General features: G+C 69.3%; 23 protein-coding genes and 2 pseudogenes. 7 read left to right on the forward strand and 18 right to left on the reverse strand.

Features of this window, described 5'->3' with window-relative positions:
* The first annotated feature begins 35 nt into the window (after positions 1–35).
* The gene (locus KBO27_RS23570; RefSeq protein ID WP_210972075.1) at positions 36–1,244 is read left to right on the forward strand and encodes a serine hydrolase domain-containing protein; all 1,209 of its coding nucleotides are present in this window, start codon (positions 36–38) and stop codon (positions 1,242–1,244) included.
* 7 nt (positions 1,245–1,251) lie between these two features.
* Positions 1,252–3,501: a cytochrome P450 gene (locus tag KBO27_RS23575; protein ID WP_210972076.1), complete on the forward strand. Its 2,250-nt coding sequence runs from the start codon at positions 1,252–1,254 to the stop codon at positions 3,499–3,501.
* A gap of 27 nt (positions 3,502–3,528) precedes the next feature.
* Here the strand turns inward: KBO27_RS23575 and KBO27_RS23580 are convergent, their stop codons facing one another.
* A complete protein-coding gene (locus KBO27_RS23580) occupies positions 3,529–4,110 on the reverse strand; it encodes a TetR/AcrR family transcriptional regulator (RefSeq protein ID WP_210972077.1) in 582 nt (193 codons plus the stop codon).
* Positions 4,111–4,337: 227 nt separating this feature from the next.
* Between KBO27_RS23580 and KBO27_RS23585 the strand changes: the two genes are divergently transcribed.
* Positions 4,338–5,063: an NmrA family NAD(P)-binding protein gene (locus tag KBO27_RS23585; RefSeq protein WP_210972078.1), complete on the forward strand. Its 726-nt coding sequence runs from the start codon at positions 4,338–4,340 to the stop codon at positions 5,061–5,063.
* An 11-nt stretch (positions 5,064–5,074) separates the two neighbouring features.
* The gene (locus KBO27_RS23590; protein WP_210972079.1) at positions 5,075–5,677 is read left to right on the forward strand and encodes a nuclear transport factor 2 family protein; all 603 of its coding nucleotides are present in this window, start codon (positions 5,075–5,077) and stop codon (positions 5,675–5,677) included.
* Here the strand turns inward: KBO27_RS23590 and KBO27_RS34945 are convergent.
* The 8 genes and pseudogenes from KBO27_RS34945 to KBO27_RS23620 all read right to left on the reverse strand — a co-directional run bounded on the left by KBO27_RS34945 (position 5,674) and on the right by KBO27_RS23620 (position 11,120).
* Positions 5,674–5,847 carry a DUF8730 family Cys-rich protein gene (locus tag KBO27_RS34945; protein WP_503454126.1) on the reverse strand — a complete coding sequence of 58 codons (174 nt, stop codon included), beginning with the start codon at positions 5,845–5,847 and terminating at the stop codon, positions 5,674–5,676. The two genes, KBO27_RS23590 and KBO27_RS34945, sit on opposite strands and share 4 nt — an antisense overlap.
* Positions 5,848–5,892: 45 nt before the next feature.
* Positions 5,893–6,675, reverse strand: coding sequence for a sulfite exporter TauE/SafE family protein (locus tag KBO27_RS23595; protein ID WP_210972239.1), 783 nt, complete (start codon positions 6,673–6,675; stop codon positions 5,893–5,895).
* A 71-nt stretch (positions 6,676–6,746) separates the two neighbouring features.
* Complete coding sequence (locus KBO27_RS34825) at positions 6,747–7,001, reverse strand: YgaP family membrane protein (RefSeq protein ID WP_372448874.1); 255 nt, start codon at positions 6,999–7,001, stop codon at positions 6,747–6,749.
* A gap of 99 nt (positions 7,002–7,100) precedes the next feature.
* A pseudogene (locus tag KBO27_RS34830) lies at positions 7,101–7,336 on the reverse strand (rhodanese-like domain-containing protein); the annotation flags it as partial.
* Positions 7,337–7,373: 37 nt separating this feature from the next.
* Entirely contained in the window at positions 7,374–8,801 is a 1,428-nt protein-coding gene (locus KBO27_RS23605; protein WP_307870573.1) for an MBL fold metallo-hydrolase, read from the reverse strand.
* 131 nt (positions 8,802–8,932) lie between these two features.
* Positions 8,933–9,202 carry a metal-sensitive transcriptional regulator gene (locus tag KBO27_RS23610; RefSeq protein ID WP_443706189.1) on the reverse strand — a complete coding sequence of 90 codons (270 nt, stop codon included), beginning with the start codon at positions 9,200–9,202 and terminating at the stop codon, positions 8,933–8,935.
* A 113-nt stretch (positions 9,203–9,315) separates the two neighbouring features.
* Positions 9,316–10,383 carry an LLM class flavin-dependent oxidoreductase gene (locus KBO27_RS23615; RefSeq protein WP_210972081.1) on the reverse strand — a complete coding sequence of 356 codons (1,068 nt, stop codon included), beginning with the start codon at positions 10,381–10,383 and terminating at the stop codon, positions 9,316–9,318.
* Between the two features lie 98 nt (positions 10,384–10,481).
* Complete coding sequence (locus tag KBO27_RS23620) at positions 10,482–11,120, reverse strand: isochorismatase family protein (RefSeq protein WP_210972082.1); 639 nt, start codon at positions 11,118–11,120, stop codon at positions 10,482–10,484.
* Positions 11,121–11,252: 132 nt separating this feature from the next.
* Here KBO27_RS23620 and KBO27_RS23625 point away from each other — a divergent pair, with 132 nt between their 5' ends.
* A complete protein-coding gene (locus KBO27_RS23625; RefSeq protein ID WP_210972083.1) occupies positions 11,253–12,203 on the forward strand; it encodes a GlxA family transcriptional regulator in 951 nt (316 codons plus the stop codon).
* A 45-nt stretch (positions 12,204–12,248) separates the two neighbouring features.
* Here KBO27_RS23625 and KBO27_RS23630 read toward each other — a convergent pair whose 3' ends face one another.
* A complete protein-coding gene (locus KBO27_RS23630; protein WP_210972084.1) occupies positions 12,249–12,428 on the reverse strand; it encodes a hypothetical protein in 180 nt (59 codons plus the stop codon).
* Between the two features lie 16 nt (positions 12,429–12,444).
* On the opposite strand from KBO27_RS23630, the gene KBO27_RS23635 reads away from it, so the two are divergent.
* Positions 12,445–12,618, forward strand: a complete 174-nt coding sequence (locus tag KBO27_RS23635; RefSeq protein ID WP_210972085.1) for a hypothetical protein — start codon at positions 12,445–12,447, stop codon at positions 12,616–12,618.
* Between the two features lie 11 nt (positions 12,619–12,629).
* Here the strand turns inward: KBO27_RS23635 and KBO27_RS23640 are convergent.
* A pseudogene (locus KBO27_RS23640) lies at positions 12,630–12,920 on the reverse strand (VOC family protein); the annotation flags it as partial.
* 291 nt (positions 12,921–13,211) lie between these two features.
* Here KBO27_RS23640 and dctA point away from each other — a divergent pair.
* Positions 13,212–14,585: a C4-dicarboxylate transporter DctA gene (gene dctA, locus KBO27_RS23645; protein ID WP_307870574.1), complete on the forward strand. Its 1,374-nt coding sequence runs from the start codon at positions 13,212–13,214 to the stop codon at positions 14,583–14,585.
* Between the two features lie 86 nt (positions 14,586–14,671).
* Here dctA and KBO27_RS23650 read toward each other — a convergent pair whose 3' ends face one another.
* The 7 genes from KBO27_RS23650 to KBO27_RS34840 all read right to left on the reverse strand — a co-directional run bounded on the left by KBO27_RS23650 (position 14,672) and on the right by KBO27_RS34840 (position 24,446).
* Positions 14,672–16,453, reverse strand: coding sequence for a CocE/NonD family hydrolase (locus KBO27_RS23650; protein ID WP_210972087.1), 1,782 nt, complete (start codon positions 16,451–16,453; stop codon positions 14,672–14,674).
* 218 nt (positions 16,454–16,671) lie between these two features.
* Positions 16,672–16,947: a YggT family protein gene (locus tag KBO27_RS23655; protein WP_132678301.1), complete on the reverse strand. Its 276-nt coding sequence runs from the start codon at positions 16,945–16,947 to the stop codon at positions 16,672–16,674.
* A 114-nt stretch (positions 16,948–17,061) separates the two neighbouring features.
* A complete protein-coding gene (locus KBO27_RS23660; protein WP_210972088.1) occupies positions 17,062–18,525 on the reverse strand; it encodes a bifunctional metallophosphatase/5'-nucleotidase in 1,464 nt (487 codons plus the stop codon).
* A gap of 180 nt (positions 18,526–18,705) precedes the next feature.
* Positions 18,706–20,151 (reverse strand): sodium:solute symporter family protein, encoded by a 1,446-nt coding sequence (locus KBO27_RS23665; protein ID WP_246537897.1) that lies wholly within the window; start codon positions 20,149–20,151, stop codon positions 18,706–18,708.
* A gap of 351 nt (positions 20,152–20,502) precedes the next feature.
* Positions 20,503–22,590 carry a glycoside hydrolase family 3 protein gene (locus KBO27_RS23670; RefSeq protein ID WP_210972090.1) on the reverse strand — a complete coding sequence of 696 codons (2,088 nt, stop codon included), beginning with the start codon at positions 22,588–22,590 and terminating at the stop codon, positions 20,503–20,505.
* Between the two features lie 270 nt (positions 22,591–22,860).
* Positions 22,861–23,757: an SLC13 family permease gene (locus KBO27_RS34835; protein WP_372448872.1), complete on the reverse strand. Its 897-nt coding sequence runs from the start codon at positions 23,755–23,757 to the stop codon at positions 22,861–22,863.
* On the reverse strand, positions 23,748–24,446 hold the full coding sequence (locus tag KBO27_RS34840; RefSeq protein ID WP_372448873.1) for an SLC13 family permease: 699 nt from the start codon (positions 24,444–24,446) through the stop codon (positions 23,748–23,750). Before KBO27_RS34840 ends, KBO27_RS34835 begins: the two co-directional genes overlap by 10 nt.
* Between the last annotated feature and the right edge of the window lie 52 nt (positions 24,447–24,498).

Here is a 24,498-nt window from a genome sequence, read left to right on the forward strand (position 1 = left end):
GACCACTCCTGCCCCGCAGCACGAACGGAAGAACAGTGCCCGAGAACCACGAACGCCAGGTGACCATCACCGACGTCCCCGGTCTGGAACGCCGATTCCTCGAAGTCCTGGACGAGGCCATCCGCGGCGACATCGCGCGCGGCGACTACCACGGCGCCAACATCATCGTCGCCCGGCACGGCCAGATCGCCTTGCGCGGTGCCTACGGATCGTCCGATGCGGACACCGGCCGACCGACCGCGACCGACGACGTCTACCGCGTCCTGTCGATGTCCAAAGGCTTCACCAACGCGCTGGTGTTCCGCGCCCTCAGCGAGGGCCGGCTCATGCTCTCCACCCGCGTCGTCGACCTCATCCCCGAGTTCTTCGGACCCGAGCCGTTCCGGGCCGCCCGCAAGGACCGGATCAACGTCGCGCACCTGCTGACCCACCGCGCCGGCATGCCCGCCACGCCGAACCCCGGCCTGGGCCCGGAAGGGTTCGCGGTGCTCGCCGACGTCATCGACGCCCTCGGCACCGTCGACGTGGTGCACGAGCCGGGCACCCACCTGCACTACTCCCCCGCCATCAACCACGCGCTGCTGGGCGAGATGGTCCGCCGCGCCCACGGTGCCGCGTCCTTCCGCGATCTCGTGCACGAGCAGGTCTTCCGGCCGATCGGCATGCAGCACACCCGCTTCGGGCTCCCGCCCGAGTGGCGGGACCGCGCCGTTGCGCTCAAGGTGGTCGCGGCCAACGATTCCTGGCTCAAGCCCGACGACATCGAGTGCCTCAACGACGCCATCGATCGCCCGGACGCCGAAATGCCCTGGGTCGGTGCCGTTTCCACGATCGACGACGTCTTCGCCTTCACCGAGGTGCTGCGCAACCGGGGCCGCACCGCCGAGGGCGAGCAGATCATCGGCGAGTCGGTGCTGGACTTCGCCACCACCAACCAGACCGGCGACGACATCAACGACCTCTACGGCATGGTCGCCGAAGCTCGCAGGTGGGACGTGCCGCCCGGCAACATGGGACTCGGCATGGCCCTTGCCGGAACCGGTTCGCACGCCCGCTTCTTCGGCCCGTTCGTGTCCCCGCGCACCTTCGGTTCCTACGGCGCCGGTTCCTCGCTGCTGTGGGTCGACCCGGTCTCGGACGTCTCGTTCTGCTTCCTGTCCTCCGGCGTGATGGACGAGGGCGACAACGTCGCGCGCTTCCAGAAGCTGTCCTCGATCGCCGCGTCCGCGGTCCGCTCCAGGTGAGGTGCCGATGACCACTCAGCACGACGCGACCGGAGGATGCCCGGTCGCCCACGGATTCGACGTCATGTCCGAGGCGTACTACCGCGACCCCGCGCTGCACCTGGCCGCAGCCCGCGAGGATGCCCCGGTGTTCTGGTACGAGCCGCTGCACGGCTGGGTCGTCACCCGGCGCGAGGACGCGCTGCGCGTCCTCGGCGACTGGAAGGCGTTCTCCTCGGAGGCCAACACGGCGGCACGGGTTCCGGAGAAGTACCACGACACGTACCCGCCGGAGCTGATCTCCAGCATGATCGTCGGGCAGGACCCACCGCGGCACACCGAAACCCGCAAGATCGCCCAGCGCGGTTTCCTCAAGGACCGCATGGAACGGCTCCAGCCCGAGATCGAAGCCCGCGCCCACCGGATCATCGACCGGTTCGAGAACAGCGGTTCCGGCAACATCGTCGAGGACTACTGCCTGGAGCTGACCACGCAGACGATCATGGCCCTGCTCGACCTCGGCTACGACCAGGAGCAGATGCTGCGCCAGGTGCGCGACGACCTGTTCTCCGTGCTCTCCAGCGCGCACGCCGACATCACCGAGGAAGCCAGGCTGGAGATCTGGGACCGGTTCGTGGCCGCCAACCTGGAGCTGCGGGAGATCATCGAGACGCGGCGCGGTTCGAAGGCCGACGACCTCATCTCGGTGCTGGCCTCGGCCCGCGACGACGACGGCTCCTGGGCCCTGGACACCGCCCGCATCGGCCTGCACGTCGCCGAACTCGCCGCCGCGGGCACCGACACCACGGCCCAGGCGATGGCCAACGCGATCCTGTTCCTCTCCCGCTCCCCCGAAACCCTGCAGGAGGCGATCGCCGAACCCGAGCTGTGGCAGCGGGTGTTCGAGGAGACCGTGCGCCGTCGGCCGTCGTCGACGTTCACCTCCCGCCGCGCCACCTCCGACGTCGAGATCAGCGGGGTCCGCATCGCCGCGGGCGAGATGATCCACGTGGCGCTGAGCAGCGCGAACACCGATCCCTCGCACCACGACCGGCCGTTCGAGTTCGACATCCACCGGCCCGAGCCCACCGATCACCTGGCGTTCTCCACCGGGCGGCACACCTGCCTGGGCAACCCGCTGGCCAGGGTTCAGGGGCCCACCGGGCTCAAGGCGCTCTTCCAGCGCCTGCCGTCGCTGCGACCCGACGAGCCCGTCGAGCTCGACTTCCGACCGACCGCGCTGGTCCCGATCAGGCGGAGCCTGCGGGTCAGCTGGGACACCGCCGACGTCCAGCGCTCCAAGGAACGCACCGTGCGCACCCTCAACCTGGAGGTGCTCGAACGCGCGGAGGTCTCGGACGGCGTCGTCGCCCTGACGCTGGGACATCCGGACGGCGGTGAGCTGCCGCGCTGGAAGGCCGGAGCCCACATCGACGTGCACCTCCCGGGCGCGGAGGAGCCGCTGGTGCGCCAGTACTCCCTGTCCTCCGATCCCGATCGGCGCACCGCGTACCGCATCGGGGTGCTGCGGGAACCCGACGGCCGCGGCGGCTCGGCGGCCGTGCACGACACGCTGATGCCCGGCTCAGCGGTCACGGTGTCCTGGCCGCGCAACAACTTCCGGCTGGCACCGGCGTCGCGGTACGTGTTCGTCGCCGGGGGCATCGGCATCACCCCGGTCCTGCCGATGATCGCCGAGGCCGAGCGGGCCGGGATCGAGTGGGAGCTGGTCTACGGCGGGCGCAGCCGCACCTCGATGGCGTTCCTCGACGAACTGGCCGCCCACGACCGCCGGGTCACGCTGGTGCCGCAGGACGAGTGCGGGCTGATCGACGTGCCCGGACTGCTCGGCACGGCCCGCGACGACTGCCTGGTCTACGCCTGCGGCCCGGAACCGCTGCTGCGCGCCGTCGAGGAGGCCATGAGCGACTGGCCGAAGGACTCCCTGCGCCTGGAGCGGTTCGCCCCGAAGGTGGTCGAGCGCACCGAACCGGACTCACCGTTCCAGGTGGAGCTCGCCGAGTCCGGGACGGTCGTCGACGTCGGCGCCGACGAGACGATCCTGGATGCCCTCGAACGGTCGGGGCTGCCCGCGATCTCCTCGTGCAAGACCGGCACCTGCGGCACGTGCGAGACCCGGATCGTCGCCGGCCGCGCGGACCACCGGGACTCGATCCTCACGGCCTCCGAGCAGGAGGCCGACGAGACCATGATGATCTGCGTCTCGCGCGCCGCGGACGGATGCGCTCGGATCGTGCTGGACCGGTGCAGTCAGTGAGAACCGCGAATTCCCCTCCGCGGCGGCTCATTCGTCGAACAGGCGGGACCACTGCGCGGCCAGCGCGGTCAGGACTCGATCCTCGTGATCGCCGCGACGCCGTATGTAGAGGAAGTAGAAGTTGCGCTCCAGGCTCATCATGAGCGTCACCATGTGCGCCTCCCGGTCCCACCGCTCCTCCTCGGAGGCGCAATCCCGGTAGAGCACGACCTGCGCCCGGCACATGCGGTGGATCAAACCCAGCCACTCGTCCAAGATGTCCGGTTCATCACCCATCGCCTGGGCGATCGCGTTGAACTCGGCCGCGTACCGGAACCACATCTGCCGAGCCCGGTCGACCCACTCCCGCATCGTCTCGGGCGAGTGGTCCGGCAGCGCGTCCAGCGCGGTGTAGAGCTCCTCCACCTCCGGCTCCAACTCCCGCATCCTGGTCATGACCAGCTGCGACTTGGTGTTGAAGTACAGGTAGAGGTTGGCCCTGCTGCCCCCTGCGGCGTGAGCGATCTGCGCCATCGAGGTCTGCGCGTAGCCCTGCTCGTGGAACAGCTGCAGCGCCACCTCCACGAAACGCCGTCGCGTGGCGACGCTCCGCGCAGTGCGGTCGGTCATGCCGCAGCCTCGTTCCTCAACTCGGGACACCTCGATCGACCTCGCCATTTTGCCCTACCCGACCACTCTCCCCACCCACCCGGTCCGCGCCGTGCCCCTCGAACACCACCTGGTGATCGCCGCTGCGCACTACGCTCGTGCTGTGCGGTGCCGTGCTCGTGGCGGCTACATCGGCCGGTCTCACGGGTGTTGCCGCGCCGTTTCGACGACTTCGCCGAGGGAGCAGCATGTCTGCATATCCCGCACCTGTCCTGGTCACCGGCGCCACCGGCAGGCAGGGTGGCGCGACCGCGCGTGCTCTGCTCGCCGCAGGCGTGCGCGTCCGAGCCCTCGTGCGCGATCCGGCGACCGACCGAGCCCAGGCCGTGGCGGCGCTCGAAGCCGAACCGGTCACCGGTGATCCTCACGACCGCCACGACCAGGTCCGCGCAGCCGGATTCCGCCGCTGGACGCTGCTCAAGCCGGTCTTCTCCATGGAGAACTTCCTCCCCTCCATGGCCTACCTGTTCCCGCGCGGAATCGAGGGCGGCCTGGTCACCCTCCTGCGCCCCCACACGCCGATACCCCTGGTCGCGGTGGACGACATCGGCAGAGCGGCGGCCGCCGCCATCGCAGAGCCGGAGCGATTCGACGGGGTCGAGCTGGAACTGGCCAGCGACCACCTGCCGATGACGGAGGTCGCCGAGGTCCTCTCCTGCGTGTTGGGACGGCAGCTGTCCGCCCCGGACGTGACAGAGGAGGAGGCCTTCGCCGCAGGCATGCCGGCGATGGGCGCCTCGCACGAGTGGCTCAACGCGGCAGGCCAGCCCGGCAGCCCGCAGTTCGCGAGGGACCTCGGAATCCTGCTCACCAGCTATGAAGAATGGGCCCACCAGCACATGCGCGACCCGAACGGGCACGGCTCCGGTTTCCCCGCGAACGGCACGAAACGCTCGGGCGTTCGCCACGTTTGAGAGGAGAAGGCGTGGACCTCCAGAGCTCCGCGGACGCCGCAGCCGTCGAGGCCGCTGTGGCCGCGTTCGCCGAAGGTTGGCAGGCCCCTCACCCCCACGCGTGGGACGATCTGCTCGCCGACGAGGTGACGCTGGTCCAGCCCTTGCTCCGGAACCGCGTGGGTCGGCACGCTCTGGCGGAGGAGTACGGGCGGCTGATCGAGCTGACCCCGGACCTGAAGGGCGAGGTGACCCGGTGGGCCGCCGACGGACGCGCGGTGCGCATCAGCTTGCTCCTCACCGGGACCCTAGGCCGATCACCCCTGCACCTCCAGGTCACCGATCAGCTCACGCTCGACGACGATGGCCTCATCAGCTACCGACGCGCGACGTTCAACCCGCTCCCCGCGGTAGCGCTGCTCGCTCGCCAGCCGGTGATGTGGAAGCACTGGTGGAGTTCCGGGGTCGGGCCGGTGCTGATCCGGCGCAAGTTCCTGCCGCACGATCTCGAACGTCTCCCGACCGCCGCCCTCCTGCGGGCACTGGCTCTGGTCGGGTTGTTCCTGGCGGCCTCGGCCTGGCTAACCCGTTTCATGTCCGACGGGCCACGCGCCACATCCCGCGAGCGGGGCTAGCTGCGGCCGAAGATCTTTCGGAGGATTCTGCTCGCGCCTCCGGTCTTCGGCGTGCAGTGGCACCGCTGGGACTTCGGCACTCCACCGAGCACCTGCTCCACGTGCTGGCCGCACCCGGCGTAGGTCGGTTTGCCGCAGGTGCGGCACTCGACACGACGACACATGGTCATCACTTCCTTTTCCTCGATGCCCCCGCTCTTCGGAGCAGGCGTTTCTCAGCCCAAGGCCGAGGGGTTGACGATCGCCGCAGCCGCGACGAACGCGGCGACGGCGAGGACGACGAAGGCGAACCAGCGACGCACCGTGGAAGCGTTGAGCCTCGTGGCTAGCCGGGCCGCCACGAGCGAGACCACCAGCGCCGACGCGGCGAACACCAGCAGGACCCGGTGATCGATGCTGTCGACCGCGTCCGCGTGGGCGGAGAGCCCGGCCACCGAGTTGATCAGGACGACCACCAGGGACGTTGCGACCGCTTGCTGGGCACCCAGACCCAGCAGCAGAGTCAGCACGGGAACGACGACGAAACCGCCTCCGACGCCGAACATCCCGGTCAGCAAACCCACGACCGCTCCGGCGAGCACTGACTTCGGCAGGCAGGAACGCCAGTTCACGCGACCGTCCCGGGCCCGGCAGGCACCGGAGTGGTTCTCGCCGCCGCGCAGCATCTGGACCGCGACGACGACCATCAGCGCCGCGAAGGCCAGGAGCAGCCAGCGCTGCGGGAAGAGCCTGCCGAGCGCGGCACCGCCGAACGCGGCGGGCACCCCGGCCGCACCGAAGACCAGCGCCACCGGCCACCGCACCGACGCGCGTCGCTCACGCGGCAGCAGGCTGCCCAGCGAGGACAGCGCGATCACCGCCAGCGAGGTCGGAATGGCGGTCTGCAGGGGTTCTCCGACGCCGTAGACCAGGGCTGGCACGGCGAGGATCGAACCTCCCGCCCCGAGCAATCCGAGCACCAACCCGATCGCGGCACCGAACACCACCGCCAAGAACAACGAAACCACCTGTCCCAGCGGCGGACTCCTCGCGCCACCGCCGTCGTCGAAGCCGTGAACGTGCCGCGAGATCAGCCCGCAGCACGGCCTCCTGTCCCCTCGCCACCGGTCAGGGCCACGAGGAGGGCTCGACCACCGGAATCGGAGGCGCGGTTGTGGGGCAGCAGCCCGAGCACTCGGGACATGGCGCAGGTGTTGGTCACCGCGGCGAAGGTCAGGCCCGCGCCGACGAACCCGGCGATCCACTTCAGCGGCTCGTAGGCCGTGCTGGCCACCACGCCGATGAAAACGAGCAGTCCCGCGGTCAGCCGCACTTGGCGTTCCATGGCCCAGGTGCCACGGCCGTAGTTGAGCTCACCTCCGTGCTGCTGCCAGCCGGCGATGCCGCCACGAAGCACGCTGAGACGGTCCAGGCCGACGGAATCCAAGAGGGCGCCGGCCTGCTCGGCACGAGCACCTGAGGCGCACACCAGCACGATCGGGTCGCCGTGTTCAGCGGTGAGCTCATCGTGGTGTTCCCGCAGCAAGTTCAGCGGCACGTTGCAGGACCCGGGATGTGCGAGGAGGCGAACTCACCAGGGGTTCGCACGTCGATCAGACGGGCCTGCGGGTCGGCCTCGCGCAATTCGCGAACCTCGGCGGTATCGAGGGTCTTGGGCATATGCGTGTTCCCTACGCTTTCGTTCCGGATCCGCGGGTCAGCTCTGGTCGGTCATCGGAACGCCCGCCTCGGCCGCGGCGCCGAAGAAGTCGTCGACGAGCACGACCGGGAGGTCGTGGGCTTCCAGCAGAGAAGCCGCAGCGGTGGCGCGGTAGCCGCTGCCGCAGTGCACCCAGACGGCACCTGCCGGGATCTCGCTGATCCGATCCTTGAGCTCGTAGAGCGGGATGTGCACCGCCCCGGTGACGTGCGAGGCGGCGAACTCGTTGTTGGTGCGCACGTCGAGCACCACCTCCGGCGCGGGCTTCCCGTCGGCCTTGCCGTCCAGAGCAGCGGCCAGGTCCGCGAAGGTCGCGGTCGTGGTGCTGCGCAGTTGACCTGGATCGGCGGCGAGCTGCTCGGGGCTGCCCACCGCCGCTGCGGCGAACTTGTCGATGCCGATCCGGGCGAGCTCCCGCTGCGCTTCGGCGACCTGCTCGCGGGACTCGCCGACGAGCGTGATCGGGGCGCCCCAGTCGATCATCCAGCCCAGCCAGGTCACCATCGGACCGTCCAGTCCGAGGCTGACCGTGCCCGCGAGGTGCGAGACGACGAAGGCCTTGCGGGAGCGCAGGTCCACCACCCATTCGCCGTGGTGCAGGCGGCGCCGAAGCTCGTCCGGTTCGGCGCGCGCCGGCTCCCGCAGGTCGAGCGGTTCGGGTCCGGCTGCGTTCTGGGCACCCATGTGCGCGTAGTAGGCCGGGTAGGCGTCCAGTCCGGCCAGCGTCTGCTCGACGAAGTCGCCCTCGGCCAGCACCAGGGCAGGGTTGCTGCGCTTCTGCTCGCCCAAGGTCGCCGCATCACCGGATGCCTGCGTGGCCGAGCAGAAGCTCCCGAAGCCGTGGGTGGGCCAGATCTGCGCCCCATCGGGCAGGACCGCCGCGAGCTTGCGAGCGGAAGCGTGCTGGTGACGCGCCAGCTCCTCGCTGTGCTGCTCACCCAGCAGGTCGGTGCGCCCGGTCGTGCCGAACAGCAGCGAACCGCCGGTGAACACACCAACCGGACCTTCCTCACCCTCCAAGGCGTAGGACAGGTGGTGGAAGGTGTGCCCGGGCGTGGCCATCGCCCGCAGTTGCATCCGCGGTGACAGCTCCACGACGTCCCCGTCGGACAGCGGCCGCCGTTCGAACGGCACCTCGTCGGCCGCTGCGACCCCGTACTCGGCACCGGTCAACCGGGCCAGCTCCAGGCCACCGGAGACGTAGTCGTTGTGCACGTGGGTCTCCACGACCAGCGCGATGCGGACGCCGAGCCGCCCGGCCGCGGCGATCACCCGATCGACGTCGCGCTGCGGATCGACCACCACGGCCACCTCGCCGTCGGTGGCCAGGTAGCTGCGATCGCCCAGCGAGGACGTCTCGATCACCTCGACCGCCAGGCCACCGGCCACGCGGTCCTCCTGATTCAGCGCGTTCGTCTCCGTCACCGCCATGCACCCTTTCGATCTCGTAACCGACGTCGGCCCGCGGCACCGACCCCGGAGGCATGTTCACGTTCGATACCCAGGGGGGTATGCATGAATCACACGACCCCCGATTTCAGCGAAGATGGGCGAGCTCAGGCGAGCGCCAAGAACAACCGCTCGAGCTCCTGCTCCGTCATGGGCGGCTCGTCCCCGTCGTCGCGCGCCTGCTGGCAGTAGCGCATCCCGCTGGCCACCACCTTGAAGCCGGCACGGTCCAGCGCACGCGAAACAGCCGCGAGCTGGGTGAGCACCTCAGCGCAGTCGCGCCCCTCCTCCATGGCCTCGATCACGCCGTTGAGCTGACCGCGCGCCCGGCGCAACCGGGTCAGCGCATCCCCCACCATCTCAGGCTTCATCTCCACGACCACCATCTCCTTTCGCTCCCCTCACCCTACCTTACCCCTGGGGGTATCCGATCGACGTGACGACGGCGTCGCGGAGACCGGGCGCGCGGAACCGCGGACGATCGGTCGGCTCAGTGCGAGGGCAGGCCGTAGTGGTCGGCGAGCAGTTCCACCGTGCGCGCCTGGACCTGGCGGGAGTGGCCCATGACCACGAGCATCACCTCGTCGACGCCGGTGCGGGCGTGGAGTCGTTCGAGGCCCGCTGCCACCTCCGAGCCGGTGCCGTGGAGGTAGTGGTCGACGTAGGTCTCGAGGACCTGCTGCTCCTGCGGGCTCGCGGGGTAGGCCTCGACCTCCTCCGGCGGGAGCAGGCTGTAGGGCTTGCGCTGGAACATCCGCAACATGGCCATGGCCGAGGTCGCCGCCTGGCGCCGGGCCTCCGCGGGGTCGTCGTGCGCGACCGCGCCGACGCTGACGAGGCTGTACGGCTCGGCGAGGACCTCCGAGGGGTGGAAGTTCTCCCGGTACAACCGCAGGGCCGATTCCACATCGGACTCGCCGAACTGCAGGGCGAAGGCGTACGGGCGGCCGAGCCGACCCGCGAGGCGAGCAGAGTACGGTGACGAGCCGAGAATCCAGGTGTCGGGCGCGTTCCCGGCGCGCGGCACGCGGTTCTGGTCGTCCTGCCACGGCCCTGGGACCGCGTGGATCTCCTGGTAGGGGTGGCCGTCCGGGAAGTCGTCGCCGAGGAACCCGAGCAGCTCCAGCACCTGCTGCGGGAACCCGTCGTTGGCGTCCTGGTGACGGCGCAGCGCCGAGGCGGTCGCGATGTCCGTGCCGGGTGCGCGCCCGAGCCCCAGGTCGATCCGCCCCGGGGCGAGCGCGCCCAGCATCCCGAACTGCTCGGCGATCACCAGCGGCGGGTGGTTGGGCAGCATGATCCCGCCCGCACCCAGCCGGATCCGGTCGGTCTCACCGGTCAGGCGCGCCAGCATCAGCTGCGGCGAGGACGTCGCCGCGCCCGGCATCGCGTGGTGCTCGGACATCCAGAACCGTTGATAACCCCGCCGTTCCGCCAGCTGGGCCAGCGCGATGACCTCGCAGAGGGCTTCCTCGGCGGTCTGACCGACGGCGGTGTGGGCGTTGTCGAGCACGGAGAGGGCGAAGGGTGCGGTGCCCGAAGGCGACGCGGGGATCACGAGCTTCCTCAATTCTCACAGCGGGTTGTTCATTCGTGGGCCGAGCAGCCCACCGCGTCCGGCTCGGCGGCCGAGCCGGACGCGGCGGGTGTGGGGGTTCAGGCGGCGGTGGCCTGCCGGGCGCCCTCGATGGCCGAGCTGCCCAGGTCGCTCTTCGGCAGGGGCTGCTGCGCCTCGACGGCCCGGGTCCACGCCTCCGTCGACGCGACGGCCGCCCAGTTCGAGTTGAGCAGCGTCATCAGCGTCGCGTGCACCGTCTTGGCGTCGGCGACACCGGCGTCGTTGGCGAGGTTGATCGCACCGGTCGCGTCCTCGAGCACCTCGGTGGCGAAGCCCAGGCCTTCGGCCTCGACCGCGGAGGCGAGCACGCAGTTGTTGGTCATGTAGCCGACCAGGGTCACGGTGTCGACGCCCTGCTCGCGCAACCAGTCGGCGACGTCCGTGCCGGAGTAGATCGAGCTGCGGTCCTTCACGACCTGCTTCCAGCCGTCGGTGCGACGGCCGGCGATCTCCGGGTGGAGCTGGAAGTCCGGCTGGGTCGGGTTGAACAGGGGCGCTTCCTCGCCCATGGTGTGCTGGACCGCGATGACGGGGATCCCGGCGGCGTTGGCGGCATCGATCGCCCGCGCGACGCGGGGCAGGGACTCCGAGTGCGGCGGGTGCTGGATCTCCAACGGGCCGTCGAAGTAGACCTGCTGGACGTCGATGACGACGAGCGCGCGTCGAGGGCTGTTCACGAGGTTCTCCTTGGTGGTCGCCGATGCGCCGCTGTGGCGCCTCGACACCCATCGTGCCCGCGTTCTCGCGACGCGACGAGTGGCGTGAATGACGATGTACGATGGATTCGCGCCACGATGAGAGGAGGACGGATGCGCGTCGGGATCTACGCGTTCAACGACGTCACGATGTTCCACCTCGCCGTGCCCCAGATGGTCTTCGACGAGGTCACCCGGCAGGGCTTGGGGGCGTGGGAGACGTTCCTGTTCAGCGATCGCCCGGGCACCGTCCGCACCGCCGAGGGCTACCGCATCGGGGGCATCTCCGGGATCGCGGACGCTCGCGAGGCCGACGTCCTGGTGATCCCGTCGTGGTTCATCGACGGACGGCCCGCCAGCACCGCCGTGCGCACGGCGCTGACCAGCGCGCACGGCAGCGGCGCGACGGTCGTCGGGCTCTGCCTGGGCGCGATCCCCGTCGTCGACGCCGGCCTGCTCGACGGACGCGCGGCCGTCACCCACTGGCAGGCCTTCGAGCTCCTGAGCCAGCGGCACCCCGAACTCGACCTCGACGACTCCGTGCTCTACATCGACCACGGCGACGTCCTCACCTCCGCGGGCACCGCCTCAGGACTCGACGCGTGCCTGCACCTGGTCCGCTCGCGCCTCGGCGCGACGGCGGCCAACAAGGTCGCGCGCAGCCTGGTCATCGCACCGCACCGGGAGGGCGGCCAGGCCCAGTACATCGAGCGCCCGATGCCCCCGCGCTCGGAGGACGACGCGATCTCCCGCGCGATGGAGTGGGCCGAGCAGCGCCTGGCCGAACCGCTGCCCGTCGAGCGACTGGCCGCCACCGCCCACATGAGCACCCGGACGTTCGTCCGCGCGTTCCGCTCGGCGACCGGAACGACCCCGGCCGGGTGGGTCCGCGCACGCCGACTCGACGAGGCCCGCCGACTGCTGGAGTCCAGCGACCGCTCCGTCGATCAGATCGCCGAGGACTGCGGGTTCGGCAGCGCCGTGACGATGCGCCAGAACTTCTCGGCCGCGTTCAAGGTCTCCCCCTCGCAGTACCGCCGACGCTTCCACGCGGACGCGCACTGACGGGAGGTCCGCCGGTGTGCGTTCACACGCCGGCGAACCTCCGAGTCAGCTCTGCGGCTGGTGGGCGACGGCGCGGTTCTCGGCCGCGTCGTGCTCGGCTTCGATCCGTTCGAGCTCGGCCGCTCCGGCGCGCAAGACCGAGTTGGCCCTGTCGGCGTCGAAGTCCTTCTCCCACTTGCCGATGACGATGGCGGCGACGGCGTTGCCGAGGACGTTGATGAACACGCGCCCCTCGTTGAGGATGCGATCGATCCCGACGATCCAGCAAGGCGACGTCGCCTACGTCGAGCTCCACGAGCGGAGCCTCTCCGGAGCGCTGCTGCCCGGATCCCGGCCGGCCCAGCACGAACTCGCCGCCGAACTGGACATGAGCCTCACCCGCTGCGGGAAGCGGTGCGCAGGCTCAGCGAGCTGACGCGCGGCCGGCTAGGAACCTGACCCGGCCGGAGGGTCGGCGAAGATCCCTTCGAGCATGCCTGTGGCCTGGCCGACCTCGATGAGGTAGCCGTCGGGATCACGCATGTAGCAGCGGATCTCGGCTTTGCGGTCGATCGGCTCGGTGAGGAACTCGGCGCCCTTCTCCCGCGCCTGCGCGTAGAACGCGGCGATGTCGGCCACGCGCACGTTCAAGAACGCCGACACGGTGCCGGTCTTCTCCGGCGGCTGCAGCCCCTTCGACTCGGGCTCTGGCCATGTCGCGATCAAATGGACTGACGCATCAGTGCATTGAAGCGCTGATCAAGCGACGACGTGTCATACGAAGGCATTTCGCCAACGCCTTGGGTTAGACGGACGATGTTGTTCCAGGCTTCCGAGGGGTCGACGCCGAGCCCGGCACACCGCCAGCGCCGACCAACCGAGGTCGCCGTAGAAGCAGGGTCATTTCAACATTTTGTTGAGAAAATGGGCGCTTTCGTTCAGGAAACGATTCTTGACGCGGGTGACGGCGGGACTCACACTTCAGATCACCCTTCTGAAAGTATATTTCCACATCACGAAAGAGGGATCGTGTCTGCTGCGTCAGCGCAAGGAGCGCGAAGTCCGGTTCGAAGCGTTCTGTCATCCCTGTTCGTCCAGGTCCTCATCGCCGCCGTCCTCGGCGTCCTCGTCGGCCACCTCTGGCCGGGTTTCGGCGAATCGCTGAAGCCGGTCGGTGACGGGTTCATCCGCCTGATCAAGATGGTCATCGCCCCGCTGATCTTCTGCGTGGTGGTCGTCGGCATCGCCAAGGCCGGCGACATGCGCTCGGTGGGGCGCATCGGGCTCAAGGCCCTGATCTACTTCGAAATCGTCACCACGGCCGCGCTCGCGCTCGGCCTCATCGCGGGCAACGTCGTCCAGCCCGGCGCGGGCCTCAACGTCGACCCCAGCACCCTCGACACCTCCGGCGTGGAGGCCAAGACCGAGGGCGAGCAGATGCCCGGGGCCGCCGACTTCGTGCTGCACATGATCCCCGAGAGCGCCGTCGGAGCCTTCGCCGACAACGAGCTGCTGCAGGTCCTGCTGCTGGCCGTGCTGTTCGCCGCAGGACTGCTGCACGTGGGCATCGACCGGGCCCCGCAGGTGTTCCACTTCATCGAGCAGGCCGGCGAGATCATCTTCAAGATCATCGGTTACGTGATGCGGCTGGCACCGATCGCCGTCTTCGGCTCGATGGCCTACCTGATCGGCCAGTACGGCCTGTCCTCGCTGTCGACCTACGCCAAGCTCATCGCCGCCTGCTACGGCGCGGCGGCGCTGTTCATCATCGTGCTCGGCGTGCTCATGCGCGTGTTCACCGGACTGAGCCTGATCCGGTTCGTGCGGTTCGCGCGGGAGGAGTTCGCGCTGGCCATCGGCACGGCGTCCAGCGAGTGCGTGATGCCGCGCATGATGGAGAAGCTGGAACGCGCCGGATGCCGGAAGGAGGCCGTCGGCCTCGTCGTGCCCACCGGCTACTCGTTCAACCTCGACGGCGCGTCGATCTACCTGTCGCTGGCGACGCTGTTCATGGCCCAGGCCGTGGGAGTGGAGCTCACCATCGGGCAGCAGATCACCGTGATCCTCGTGCTCATCCTCACCTCCAAGGGCATGGCGGGCGTGCCGGGCTCGGCGTTCATCGCCCTGTCGGCGACCGCCTCGGCCGTGGGCGTGATCCCGGTCGCGGCCGTCGCGCTGATCCTCGGTGCCGACCGGATCATGGACACGATGCGCGTGGTCACCAACCTCCTCGGCAACTGCGTGGCCACGTTCATCGTGTCCAAGTGGGACGGTGCCCTGGACCCGGCGCAGGCGCGCGAGGTCCTCGCCACTCCCGAAGCCTCGGCCAAGGCGCTGCTGTCCGAGCGCACCGAGACCGAACAGGCTGCGGCGCAAGACGACGAGCGTGAACTGACCAAGTGAACCGGTGCCCCGGGCTTCGGTTCCGGGGCGAGAACGGCGGCGGGGCGACTCGAAGTTCGAGTCGCCCCGCCGTCGTCTTCCTGCGGTCAGTTCCCGCCGACCGGTTCGACGTAGCCGCCGGTGAACACCGAGTCCGGCGGCGGATCCGCCAGCGGTCCCGGGAGGGTGAAGTCGACGGCTCCACCCACAGCATCGGCCGGGGCGGCGGCCCGCTGCTGTTCGAGGTACCCGGCGAGCTGCACGCCCGGGGCGCCCTGGACCGTCATCGTCCGGCGGTGTTCGAGGAACGGCAGGTCCACCGAGCCGCCGCGGACCGTCACGGTCTGGCCGCTGGGTGCGGCCATGGGCCACCAGTCCTGGTTGTTGTCGGTGACGCGCACGCCGATGCGGTGACCGGCAGGCAGCTTCCAGTCGGCACCCCAGAGGCGCAGCGGGACGGTCGACTCACCGGGCTCCCGCACCAGGTGGCCCTGGCGCGTGATCAGCGGGCCGGTGCCGTCCGGGCCGAGGTCGTAGACGTCGACCACCACGTTGGCGTTGGGCATCGACGTCGTCACGTCGACCGAGGCCGCCGGCGAGCCCGAGAGGTGCACGTCGTGCGGCAGCGGGTTCGACACGGTCCACACGCCCGAGGTCACGGCCGGGTCGGAGGGCTGACCGGACGAGGAGTTCGCCGCGGTCGAAACGGATTGGGCGTGGTCGACGTAGGTGCCGCTGTTCAACGGAGTCCGGAACTCGCGCATGTCCGCCGCAGGCCAGCGGGCCTCCGAACGCCACACCCCGTCGTTGGTCTGCACCGCGTGCGGCGGGTCCGGGACGGTCGGCGCCTGGTCCTTGAGGAAGCGGTCGTAGAAGCGCATGACCTCCTCGAACCAGCCCTGACGGCCCATCTTGAGGCGACCTGCCTCGTCGACGTCGTTGCCGCGCACGTGCTCCCACGGGCCCAGCCAGCTCCGCTCGTAACCCGGGTGGTTGTCCAGGTACTCCTGCATCCCGTCGGCGACCGTGTTGTTCTCGGTCAGGCCCTGGGTGAGGAACAGCGGCACGTTCGAGCCCACGGCACCGGGGATCAGGTTGCGCTCCTGCCAGAACGCCGAGTCGTGCCGGTCGTTCCCCGCCTGCTGCGCGAAGTTCTGGGCGAGGCAGACCGGATCGTTGAGGCTCTGGAGGTTGTACTGAGGAGCGTCGGTGATCGGACCCGGTGTGGCGGCGATGCCGTCGTAGAGGGCGGGCGTGGCGACCGAGTTCAGCCGGCGCATCCCGTCGCCGTAGAGGTACCGGTAGTCGTCGTACACCGGTTCCTGGCTGACCACCGCGGCCAGACCCGGAGGCCGTTCGTTGACCCCGATCAGCCCGGTCAACCCGTCGTAGGACTTGCCGTACATGCCGACCCGGCCCGTCGACCACGGCTGGCTCGCCGCCCACTGCACGGCGTTGACCACGTCCGCCTTCTCCCCCGGCCCGGACCAGTCCAGACAGCCGGTGGAGCCGCCGAAGCCGCGCAGGTCCACCATGACGAACGTGTAGCCCTTCTCCAGCAGCCCGGAACCCTCGACGAAGTCCTGGAACCGCTCCGAAGGGCCGTCGTTGGGCCCGATCGGGTCGTACGGCGTGCCTTCGACCGCACCGGCGGGACCGGTCTGACCGGAGTGGTTGAAGTACGGCCCGATCGAGACGATCACCGGCGTCTTGTCGGTGGGCTTGGCGCCCTTGGGCCGCAGGACGTCCGCGTGCAGCGTCGCCTCGCCCGCGCTCGACGGGGACGAGATCCACGCCTCGCTCCACTCCGCATCCGGGTACGGCACACCCGACGCCTGCGCCGGCGGCACCGCCGGCACCATCACCCCCGCGATCGCCGCTGCGCCCACCGCAGCGAGCCTTCTCGACCTGCGCACTGGCATCCTGAGACCACCCTTCCCGCACCGGGACGACCTCGACCGACGAGTGGCGCACCGCGAACGCGGCCCGGCACCCGTCGGGAGGCTAGGCGCTCGAACAGGTGGGGCGAGGAAACTTGCTCACACCGTTACGGCAGGCGGAATCCCCCGGTCCGGATCACCGGCGCAGCGGCCCCAGGTCCCCGCGGCTACAGGTTGAAGGCGACGGAACGCAGGATCAGCACGACGACGAACACGGCCGTGAACGCGAGGTCGATCGAGATCTCGCCGGCCCGCACCGGCCGCAGCACCCGTCGCACCGGCGCGATCACCGGCTCGGTGGCGGTGTGGGTCAGCGCCCGAGCCCGCCTCACCCAGTGCGGCCCCTCGGCAGCCGCCCGCGCCCAGTCCAGCACCAGCCGCGCGACCAGCACCAACAGGAACGCCGTCAAGGCGTACCCCAGCAAAGTCCCGACGGCGCTCATGACCAACTCCCACGTGTTTCCCGGTTAGGCTTCACACCCGTACCAACGATTCACCCCGCCCGGAAGTGCCCCTCGGGCCGCCCGTCTCCCCCGGTGTTCCCGCGCGGTCTCGTGTCAGCCGTTGATCACCACACGAGGTTCGGTCACCGGCGACAGCGTGGCTCTGGCCTTGATCAGGGCGACCAGGGCCTCGGCGTCGACGATTCCGGCAGGTGTGCGCACCGCGGCGGTGGCGAAGGCCGGGATTTGCTGGACGTTGAAGTTCGTGATCGCGAGCGAGTAGGTGGCGTTCGGGTCGACCGGCTCGCCGCTCTCCAAGCGGAGCTCGGAGATGCGAGCGCCTGCTGGAGCGCTCGGGGTGTAGTGGAAGGTGAAGCCCGACGGCCGGGCCTGATCACCGCCCTCCGACTGCTCGATGCCCTCCTCGAGCTGAGCTCCGGTGACCTCGATGACCGAGACCTGGTTGCCGAACGGCAGCACCGAGTAGGCGTCACGCAACCGGACCTCGGGCCCGGGGATGTCCGCCCGTGCGCCGCCGCTGTTCATCCAGCCCAGATCGGCCGCTCCCCACGCCCGGAACGCGTCGGCGGCCAGGTAGCGGGTGTTCTCGCGGTCCAGCGGGGCGGTGGTCGTGGCGATCTGCTCGCCGAGCTTGCGCTCCAGGTCGGCGACGTAGAAGTCCTCGAACTCCTGCATCGCCGGATCGGGCGCGACCGTCTCGTCGACGTCGAGGACCTCGTGGTCGAGGCGCACCCCGTCGTTGCCGGCAGTCATGTCGAGGCGGACGACACTACCCATGTTCCCCTCCGGGGCGAGCACGAGTCGGCCGTCGTGGCGGACCGTGATCTCGGAGGCGCTGTCGTAGCTGTTCTCCTCGCGGAATGCCGCGGAGATCTCGGGCACCTCGTCGAGCAGCCGCTGGTTGGCATCGCGACTGATCTGGGTGACGGCCACGATGACGTCGACGTCCTGCTCCTGGAGCCGGCGCACCGCGTCCTGCGCCGCCGGCACGGGGTCGACATCGGTCAAGGTACCGGCCGTGGTGGTGTTGCCCATGTCCTCGGTGAGCCCGATGTAGCCCACGTTCACGTCGCCCACGCGCTGGGTGCGCGTCCGCGCTTGCGGGAGGAAGGGTTTGCCGTCGCTGCGAACGATGTTGGTCGACACCCACGGGAAATCGGACGCCTTGACCAGTTCCTCGGTGTTGGCGACGCCGAAGTCGAAATCGTGCTGGCCGAAGTTGGCCACCTGCACGCCCATCCGGTTGAACGCCTCGACGAGGGGAAAGCCGTGGTAGACACCGCCGAACAGCGTGCCGCCCGCCAGATCGCCTCCGAAAACCGCGGCCGATCCCTGGTGTTCGGCCCGCTGGGCGTCCAGCACCGAGGAAACCCGGGCCACGCCACCGCGCCAGCCGTCGTCCTGCAGCACCGGCGACACGTCGTGCGCGTCCTGGAAGTACAGCAGCGACCCATGCCGTTCCGGTGGCGCACCGTGCGCCGGGGTGGTCACCGCCACCAGCGCCAATGACGCTCCGACCGCGACGACCACCCGCTGTGCGACGAATCTGACGTTCATGCCCCTGTTTCTAGCCCCGGACGCCGTCTGGTGGACCACGTCCACGTGAACACCGGGAAGGACCGGACAAATGGTTCGGTCCGGACATCCGGAGCCGGTAGTGACAGCGGAGTGCGGGTGCTGCCGGGCCACCGGCCCTGGCACCACCCGCACTCGTCACGAGGAACCGGCCGTCGGCTCTCAGGCCCGCGACGGTTCCGCCGGGTCCGCGTCACGCGCGAGCTTCTCCGTGATCTCCTCGGCCGCCGCGGGCGCGTCCCGGAGAACGGCGCCGATGCCGACGAACAGCACGAGCGACACGAGCACGGGAGTGACCACCGTGATCGCGTCGTTGAGGTGCCACGCGTACTTGGTCAGCGCGTAGGAGAGGAGCCCGCCGCCCCACGAGATCAGCGCCGTGGTCGGCCCGACGTGGCGGAACGGGCGCAGCATGCCGAGCATCATCGGGATGGAGATCGGTCCGATCAGCGCCCCCACCCAGGTCACGATGATCGAGAGCACGCCGCCCAGATTCTCCGCGTTGATCGCGATGATCACGCTCAGGAGCACGAAGATCACGGTCAGGTAGCGTCCTGTCCGCAACGCCTGCTGGTCGGTGAAGTTCTTGGCGCGCTTCCAGACGTTGGGCAGCACGTCGCGGGTCATGACCGCGGAGATGGCGTTGGCGTCGGACGCGGCCATGGCCATGGTGTGCGAGAAGACTCCCACCAGCACCAGTCCCAGCAACCCCGCAGGCAGGAAGTCCAGGGCCATCTGGGCGTAGACGTCCTGCGACTTCTCGACCTCCACCAGCAGAGGTGCGGCGAACATCGGCAGCATCAGGACGATGGGCCACACGAGGTACAGGAAGCTCGACAGCAGAGCGGTGTTGCGCGCCTGGGTGGAGCTCGGCGTCGCGAGGTAGCGCTGCGCGAGGTTCCACATGCCGCCGTTGTACTCGAAGGTCTTGACGAGGATGTAGACGATGACGAAGTACATCGGGTACTCGCTCGTCGTCGGGTCGGTGTGCCCCTCGGGCAACGCGCCCCAGAAGTCCAGGTAGTTCAAACCCCGGGCGGACAAGGCGGATCCGACGGCCACGAGCATGGCGAACGCGGCCAGGCCCTGGATCACGAACTGCCCGAGTTCGGTGAGCGCGTCGGCCCACAGACCACCCGCGGTGCAGTACAGCAAGGTCACGCCCGCCGTGATGATCACGCCCCACACCAGGGGAACGCCCACGAACTTGTCCAGCAGCAGTGCGACCGCCGACCACTTCGCGGCCACGTCGAAGATCTTGAGCAGGGACCCGCTCCACGCCAGCACCTGCTGGGTGGGCACGTTGAACCGGGCCGCCAGGTACTCCAGCGGGGACGCGATGTCGTAGCGGGATCGCAGCCGGTTCCACTTCGGTGCGAACAGGAACGCGCCGATGCCGGTGGCGACCGCGAGCGGGAACATGAACACCACGTAGGAGACGATCCCCTGGTCGTAGGCGACCCCGGCGTAGGCGACGAAGACCACCGCGCTGTAGCCGGACATGTGATGCGAGATGCCGGCCAGCCACCACGGCATCTTCCCGCCGGCGGTGAAGTAATCAGCGGCGTTGGAGACCTGGCGGTGCGCCCACACACCGATCGCGATCATCACGACGAAATATCCTGCTATGACCACCCAGTCCAACAGGTGCATATCGGGTCTTCCTTCCCTGTGCCGGCGGGATCAGCTCTCCACCGGCGGTCACATCGTTGTGCGGAAGCCACTTCCGCCGCGGATCGGTGCGCAGGCCCGGCGGAGGAACGTCCACTTCCCGCGGCGTCTTGCGGCCGTGCGCGTGGTCGTTGCGTCCTCCTCGAACCGCAGGCCGCAGCATCCTGACTTCGCAACCCCTTCGGCAACGAGTTGCCACCAGTTGCCTTCGATCTCCCGTCGGTTACCTCGACGGGCCGGTCGCGGATGCGTTGCGACCGACCCGTCGGCTTGCCTGCCGCCGTTCCCTCAGCGCTCGTAGGACAGGCCGAATCCGAACCGGTAGGCGTTGCCCGCGTCGTTGACGTAGGCGTAGCCCGGTTCGTCGTACCCGGGGACGTCCGGAGCGTTGCGGTTCACCGCTTCCAGGCTCGCCGGTAGCGTGACCGGCAACGTGCCGGTCGGGTTCACCTCGCCCCGGATGACGTCGACGACCGCCTCGGGCTTGGCGTCGAACATCGCGAGCATCGCGTCCGCACCAGGTTCGACCGCGCCGACCAGCCACGGGTTGGTCATGTTGATCCCCACGACGTTCTTGTCGACCTGGGACTGGATCTGTTGGATCCGCGCCACGTCGATGCCCGTGCGCTCACCGAGCTCGACCGACAACCCGTCCCCGGAGTCGTCGCGAAGTTCCAAGCTCGGCACGACCGCGAGGAAGGCGTGCGTGGCCTCTTCCGGACGCGGGACCACGGTGATCGACGGGTCGTGCTCCTGGATCCTCTCGGCCAGAGCCGCGCTCTGCTCAGCCGCACCGTCCTTGGCGAAAACCTCGACGTAGAGCTTCACCTGTCCGACCTCGGCGTCGGTGATCGGGAGCGTGCGCTGGTCGTTGCGCATCAGGACGACGGATTTGCGGTGCGCCTCGTCCGCCCTGGCCTGCGACCTCGGATCGTCAGCGATCTGCTGGGCCCGCTGCGGGTCCCGGTAGGGGTCTTCGAACAAGCCGAGGTCGAACATCTCCCGGAGCAGGAACCTCACCGAGCGGTCCAGGTCGCTCTCCCGGACCAGTCCGTCGCGCACCGCCTGCAGGAGATGGCTGGGATCGGCTTCCCCGGAGAACAGGTTCGTGCCCGCGTCGATGCCCTTGGCGAACCGCTCCGGACGGCTGAGGTCCTCGACGCCCCACGGCATCGCGGTGGTGATGCTCGTATCGCTGTTGACGTATCCGGAGAACCCCATCGTGTCGCGCAGCAGTCCCTGCAGAACGGGCTTGTTGTAGGCGAACCCGACCTCCTCGAACTGCTGCTGCGGCGAGAACCACAGGTGACGCGGCAGCTGCTGCGCGCTGCCGTCGTTCCGGGGCTTGGAGTAGTACGGCATGATCGAGGTCGTACCGGCATCGAGCGCGGCTTGGAACGGCGGCAGGTGGTACCGCTCGAGACTGCCCTCGGTCGGGTAGAACTGGTCCTGTCCCCAGGAGTAGTGCGGGTCCTGGCCGTCCTTGCGCGCTCCGCCGCCGGGAAAGTGCTTCGTGGTCAGCGAAACGCTCTCCGAGGAGAGCCGCTCGCCCTGGAAACCGCGCACCACCGCGCCGATCATGTCGGCGGCGAGCTCGGGGTGCTCGCCGAAGGTGCCGCTCGCGCGGGTCCAGCGGGGCTCGGTGGCGGTGTCGGCCATGTACATGTAGCCCTTGTGGATCCCGGCCGCACGCCACTCCTTCGCCGCGATGCCACCGAACTCCTCGACCAGACCGGGGTCGCGCGTCGCCGCCAAGCCCAGCTCGCCAGGCCACGTCGAGAACTTCCCGCTCGCCTCCGCGACACCGAACCGGCCACCGGAGAGGTGATTTCGAGGATTGGAGGTCATCACCACCGGGATCCCGAGACGAGTTCCCTCGGCGATCTCCTGCAACGCGTTCGTCCACTTCGCGAGGTCGGCGGGTTCGGGGTTGTCGCGGACGATGAAGTGCCGCAGGTTGCGCTCACCGATGCCCGCGGTGGCCCCCGACGAGCTCAGCACCGGCTGGTCGAAGGGCTTTCCGTCCCAGCTGTTGGTGGTGTCCCACTCGTCCTGCTCGCAGACGAGCTCTCGACCGCCCCCGTCGCCGCAGCGCGAGCTCGATCCCATGTAGTGCGAGGAGATCAGCATCATGCCCGCCTTCTCCTCGACGGTCATGCGGGCCGACAGGTCCTGGGCGCGCACCTCAGCGGGCAGGCGCCAGTCCTCGTACGCGTCGAGCGCGCCGCTGCCGTTCAGGTCGCGGAACCGGTCTCCGCCGACCTCGATCACGTTCTTCACCCGGGCCTCGACAACCGGTTCGTCCTCACCGGGCTGCGTTCCCGGCGGCGCTGCCGCCGACGTCCCCGCGAACAGGAAGACGGTGGGGATTGCCACGGCGACGACAGCGCCTCGACGTCTCCGACGCCTGGGCCAAAGGCTCATCTGGCGTTCTCCTTTGAACGTGCGAAGCTGAACGCCCGCCCGTCGGAGCAGTGCCCGAAAGCACAGGCGCAGACGGCGGCTGATCAGCTCGAGCCGATCCACCATCGCCGGGTCGCCGGGTGCGCTCAACGAGTTGCCAGCAGTTGCCCGGCGTTCGTCAGGGATCGGCGATCAGATCCGAAGACCGGTGTCTCCCTGGAAGTGCCGGCCCGCGCGCCGCCGTCAGAGGGCGGAGGCGAACACCAGGGGTACCAGCGTGTACATGACCAGCATGATGAGCAGCAGGGAGAGCGCGTTGAGCCAGACGCCGGCGCGGGCCATCTGCTTGATGGAGACCTCGCCGGAGCCGAAGGCCACGGCGTTCGACGGGGTCGCCACCGGCAGCATGTAGGCCGAGCACACCGCCAAGGTCACCGCGATGGTCATGAACAGCGGGTCCAGGCCGAGTCCCACGGCCACGGCACCGAAGATCGGGAAGAACGCGGCCGCGGTGGCCGTGTTCGACGTGAGCTCGGTCAGCGCGAGGCTGACGACGACGACAACGAGCAGCACCAGCCAGGACGGCACGCCGACCAGCCCGCCGACCTGCCCGCCGAGCCACTCGCTGAAGCCGGTGGCCGTGAACATCGCCGACAGCGACAAGCCGCCACCGAACAGCAGCAACAGGCCCCAGGGGATCTCCTTGGCCGCGGACCAGCGCAGGAGCGGCGTGCCGTCGCGGTTCACCGAGCGCTTCTCCGCGGGCACCAGGAAGCAGGCGATGGCGGCGGCCATGGCGACCTGGGTGTCGGAGATCGTGCCGAGGAACGGCAGGGCCTTGTCCACGGCCGGGATGTCGGCGATGAAGGGCACGAAGACCCAGAAGAAGATCGCGAACAGGAAGATCGTGCCCACGCGGCGTTCCGGCGTGGTCATGCGTCCGAGCTTCGCCAGTTCGGACCGGATCATCTCGGCACCGCCGGGGATTTCGTCGACCTCCGCGCGGAAGACCAGCTTGGTCAGCACGAGCCAGGCCACGGCGAGCATGACGACGGCCCACGGCACGCCCACCAGCATCCAGTGGCCGAACTGCAGGTCGAAGTCGTGGGCCTTGCCGAGGTAGGCCTTCATCAGGGCCATCGGGGCTGCCCGATCAGGGTCGCGGTGGAGCCGATCGTCACGCCGTAGGCGACGCCCAGCAGCATCGACGCGGCGAACTTCGTGCCCGCGGCCTGCTCGTCCACCGATCGCACCAGCTGCAGGATGGATACCGCGATGGGCACCATGATCACGGCCGTCGCCGTGTTGGAAACCCAAGCCGAGATGAAGGCGGACGCGGCCATCAGGCCGAACACGATCTGGGCGGGCCGGGTTCCGACGGCCCGGATCGTCAGCAACGCCACCCGCAGGTGCAGGTTGGCCTTCTCCGTGGCCAGACCGAGGATGACACCGCCCATCACGAGGAAGACGACCGAGTCCGCGTAGGGAGCTGCGACCTCCTTCATGCTGCCCATGCCGAACATCGGGAACAGGACCAGGGGCAGCAGCGAGGTCACCGGGATGGGCGCCGCCTCGGTCATCCACCAGATCGCCATCCAGAGCGCGCACCCTGCCACCGCGCGCCCCTCGAAGGACAACGAGGACGGCAGGACCAGAGCCAGCACCAGGCCGGCCACCGGCCCCAGGGCCAAGAGCCACCAGCGGCGCTGCCCACCGGGGTCGAGAGCGTCGCCCTTCTGCTCCGCGGCCGAGGGGGCGGAGTTCTCCGCGGTCTCGGGTCCTGCGGCCGATGACGGCGAGTCCGACGCTCCGCTCAGCGGGTTGCTCATTGCACTGCCCTCGAATCCACGCTGGAAGTGACCGGATTTCAGTGGAAATCCG

Source organism: Saccharopolyspora endophytica, from assembly GCF_018070075.1.
Taxonomy (GTDB): Bacteria; Actinomycetota; Actinomycetes; order Mycobacteriales; family Pseudonocardiaceae; genus Saccharopolyspora; species Saccharopolyspora endophytica.

Coding starts and splice junctions, on each gene's coding strand:
- KBO27_RS23585 (WP_210972078.1), top strand. CDS start 4,338: ATGTCTGCATATCCCGCACCTGTCCTGGTCACCGGCGCCACCGGCAGG.
- KBO27_RS23635 (WP_210972085.1), top strand. CDS start 12,445: ATGCGATCGATCCCGACGATCCAGCAAGGCGACGTCGCCTACGTCGAG.
- KBO27_RS34835 (WP_372448872.1), bottom strand. CDS start 23,757: ATGGCCCTGATGAAGGCCTACCTCGGCAAGGCCCACGACTTCGACCTG.
- KBO27_RS34825 (WP_372448874.1), bottom strand. CDS start 7,001: ATGGAACGCCAAGTGCGGCTGACCGCGGGACTGCTCGTTTTCATCGGC.
- KBO27_RS23580 (WP_210972077.1), bottom strand. CDS start 4,110: ATGACCGACCGCACTGCGCGGAGCGTCGCCACGCGACGGCGTTTCGTG.
- KBO27_RS34945 (WP_503454126.1), bottom strand. CDS start 5,847: ATGACCATGTGTCGTCGTGTCGAGTGCCGCACCTGCGGCAAACCGACC.
- KBO27_RS23575 (WP_210972076.1), top strand. CDS start 1,252: ATGACCACTCAGCACGACGCGACCGGAGGATGCCCGGTCGCCCACGGA.
- KBO27_RS23665 (WP_246537897.1), bottom strand. CDS start 20,151: ATGATCGCGATCGGTGTGTGGGCGCACCGCCAGGTCTCCAACGCCGCT.
- KBO27_RS23655 (WP_132678301.1), bottom strand. CDS start 16,947: ATGAGCGCCGTCGGGACTTTGCTGGGGTACGCCTTGACGGCGTTCCTG.
- KBO27_RS23625 (WP_210972083.1), top strand. CDS start 11,253: ATGCGCGTCGGGATCTACGCGTTCAACGACGTCACGATGTTCCACCTC.
- KBO27_RS34840 (WP_372448873.1), bottom strand. CDS start 24,446: ATGAGCAACCCGCTGAGCGGAGCGTCGGACTCGCCGTCATCGGCCGCA.
- KBO27_RS23660 (WP_210972088.1), bottom strand. CDS start 18,525: ATGAACGTCAGATTCGTCGCACAGCGGGTGGTCGTCGCGGTCGGAGCG.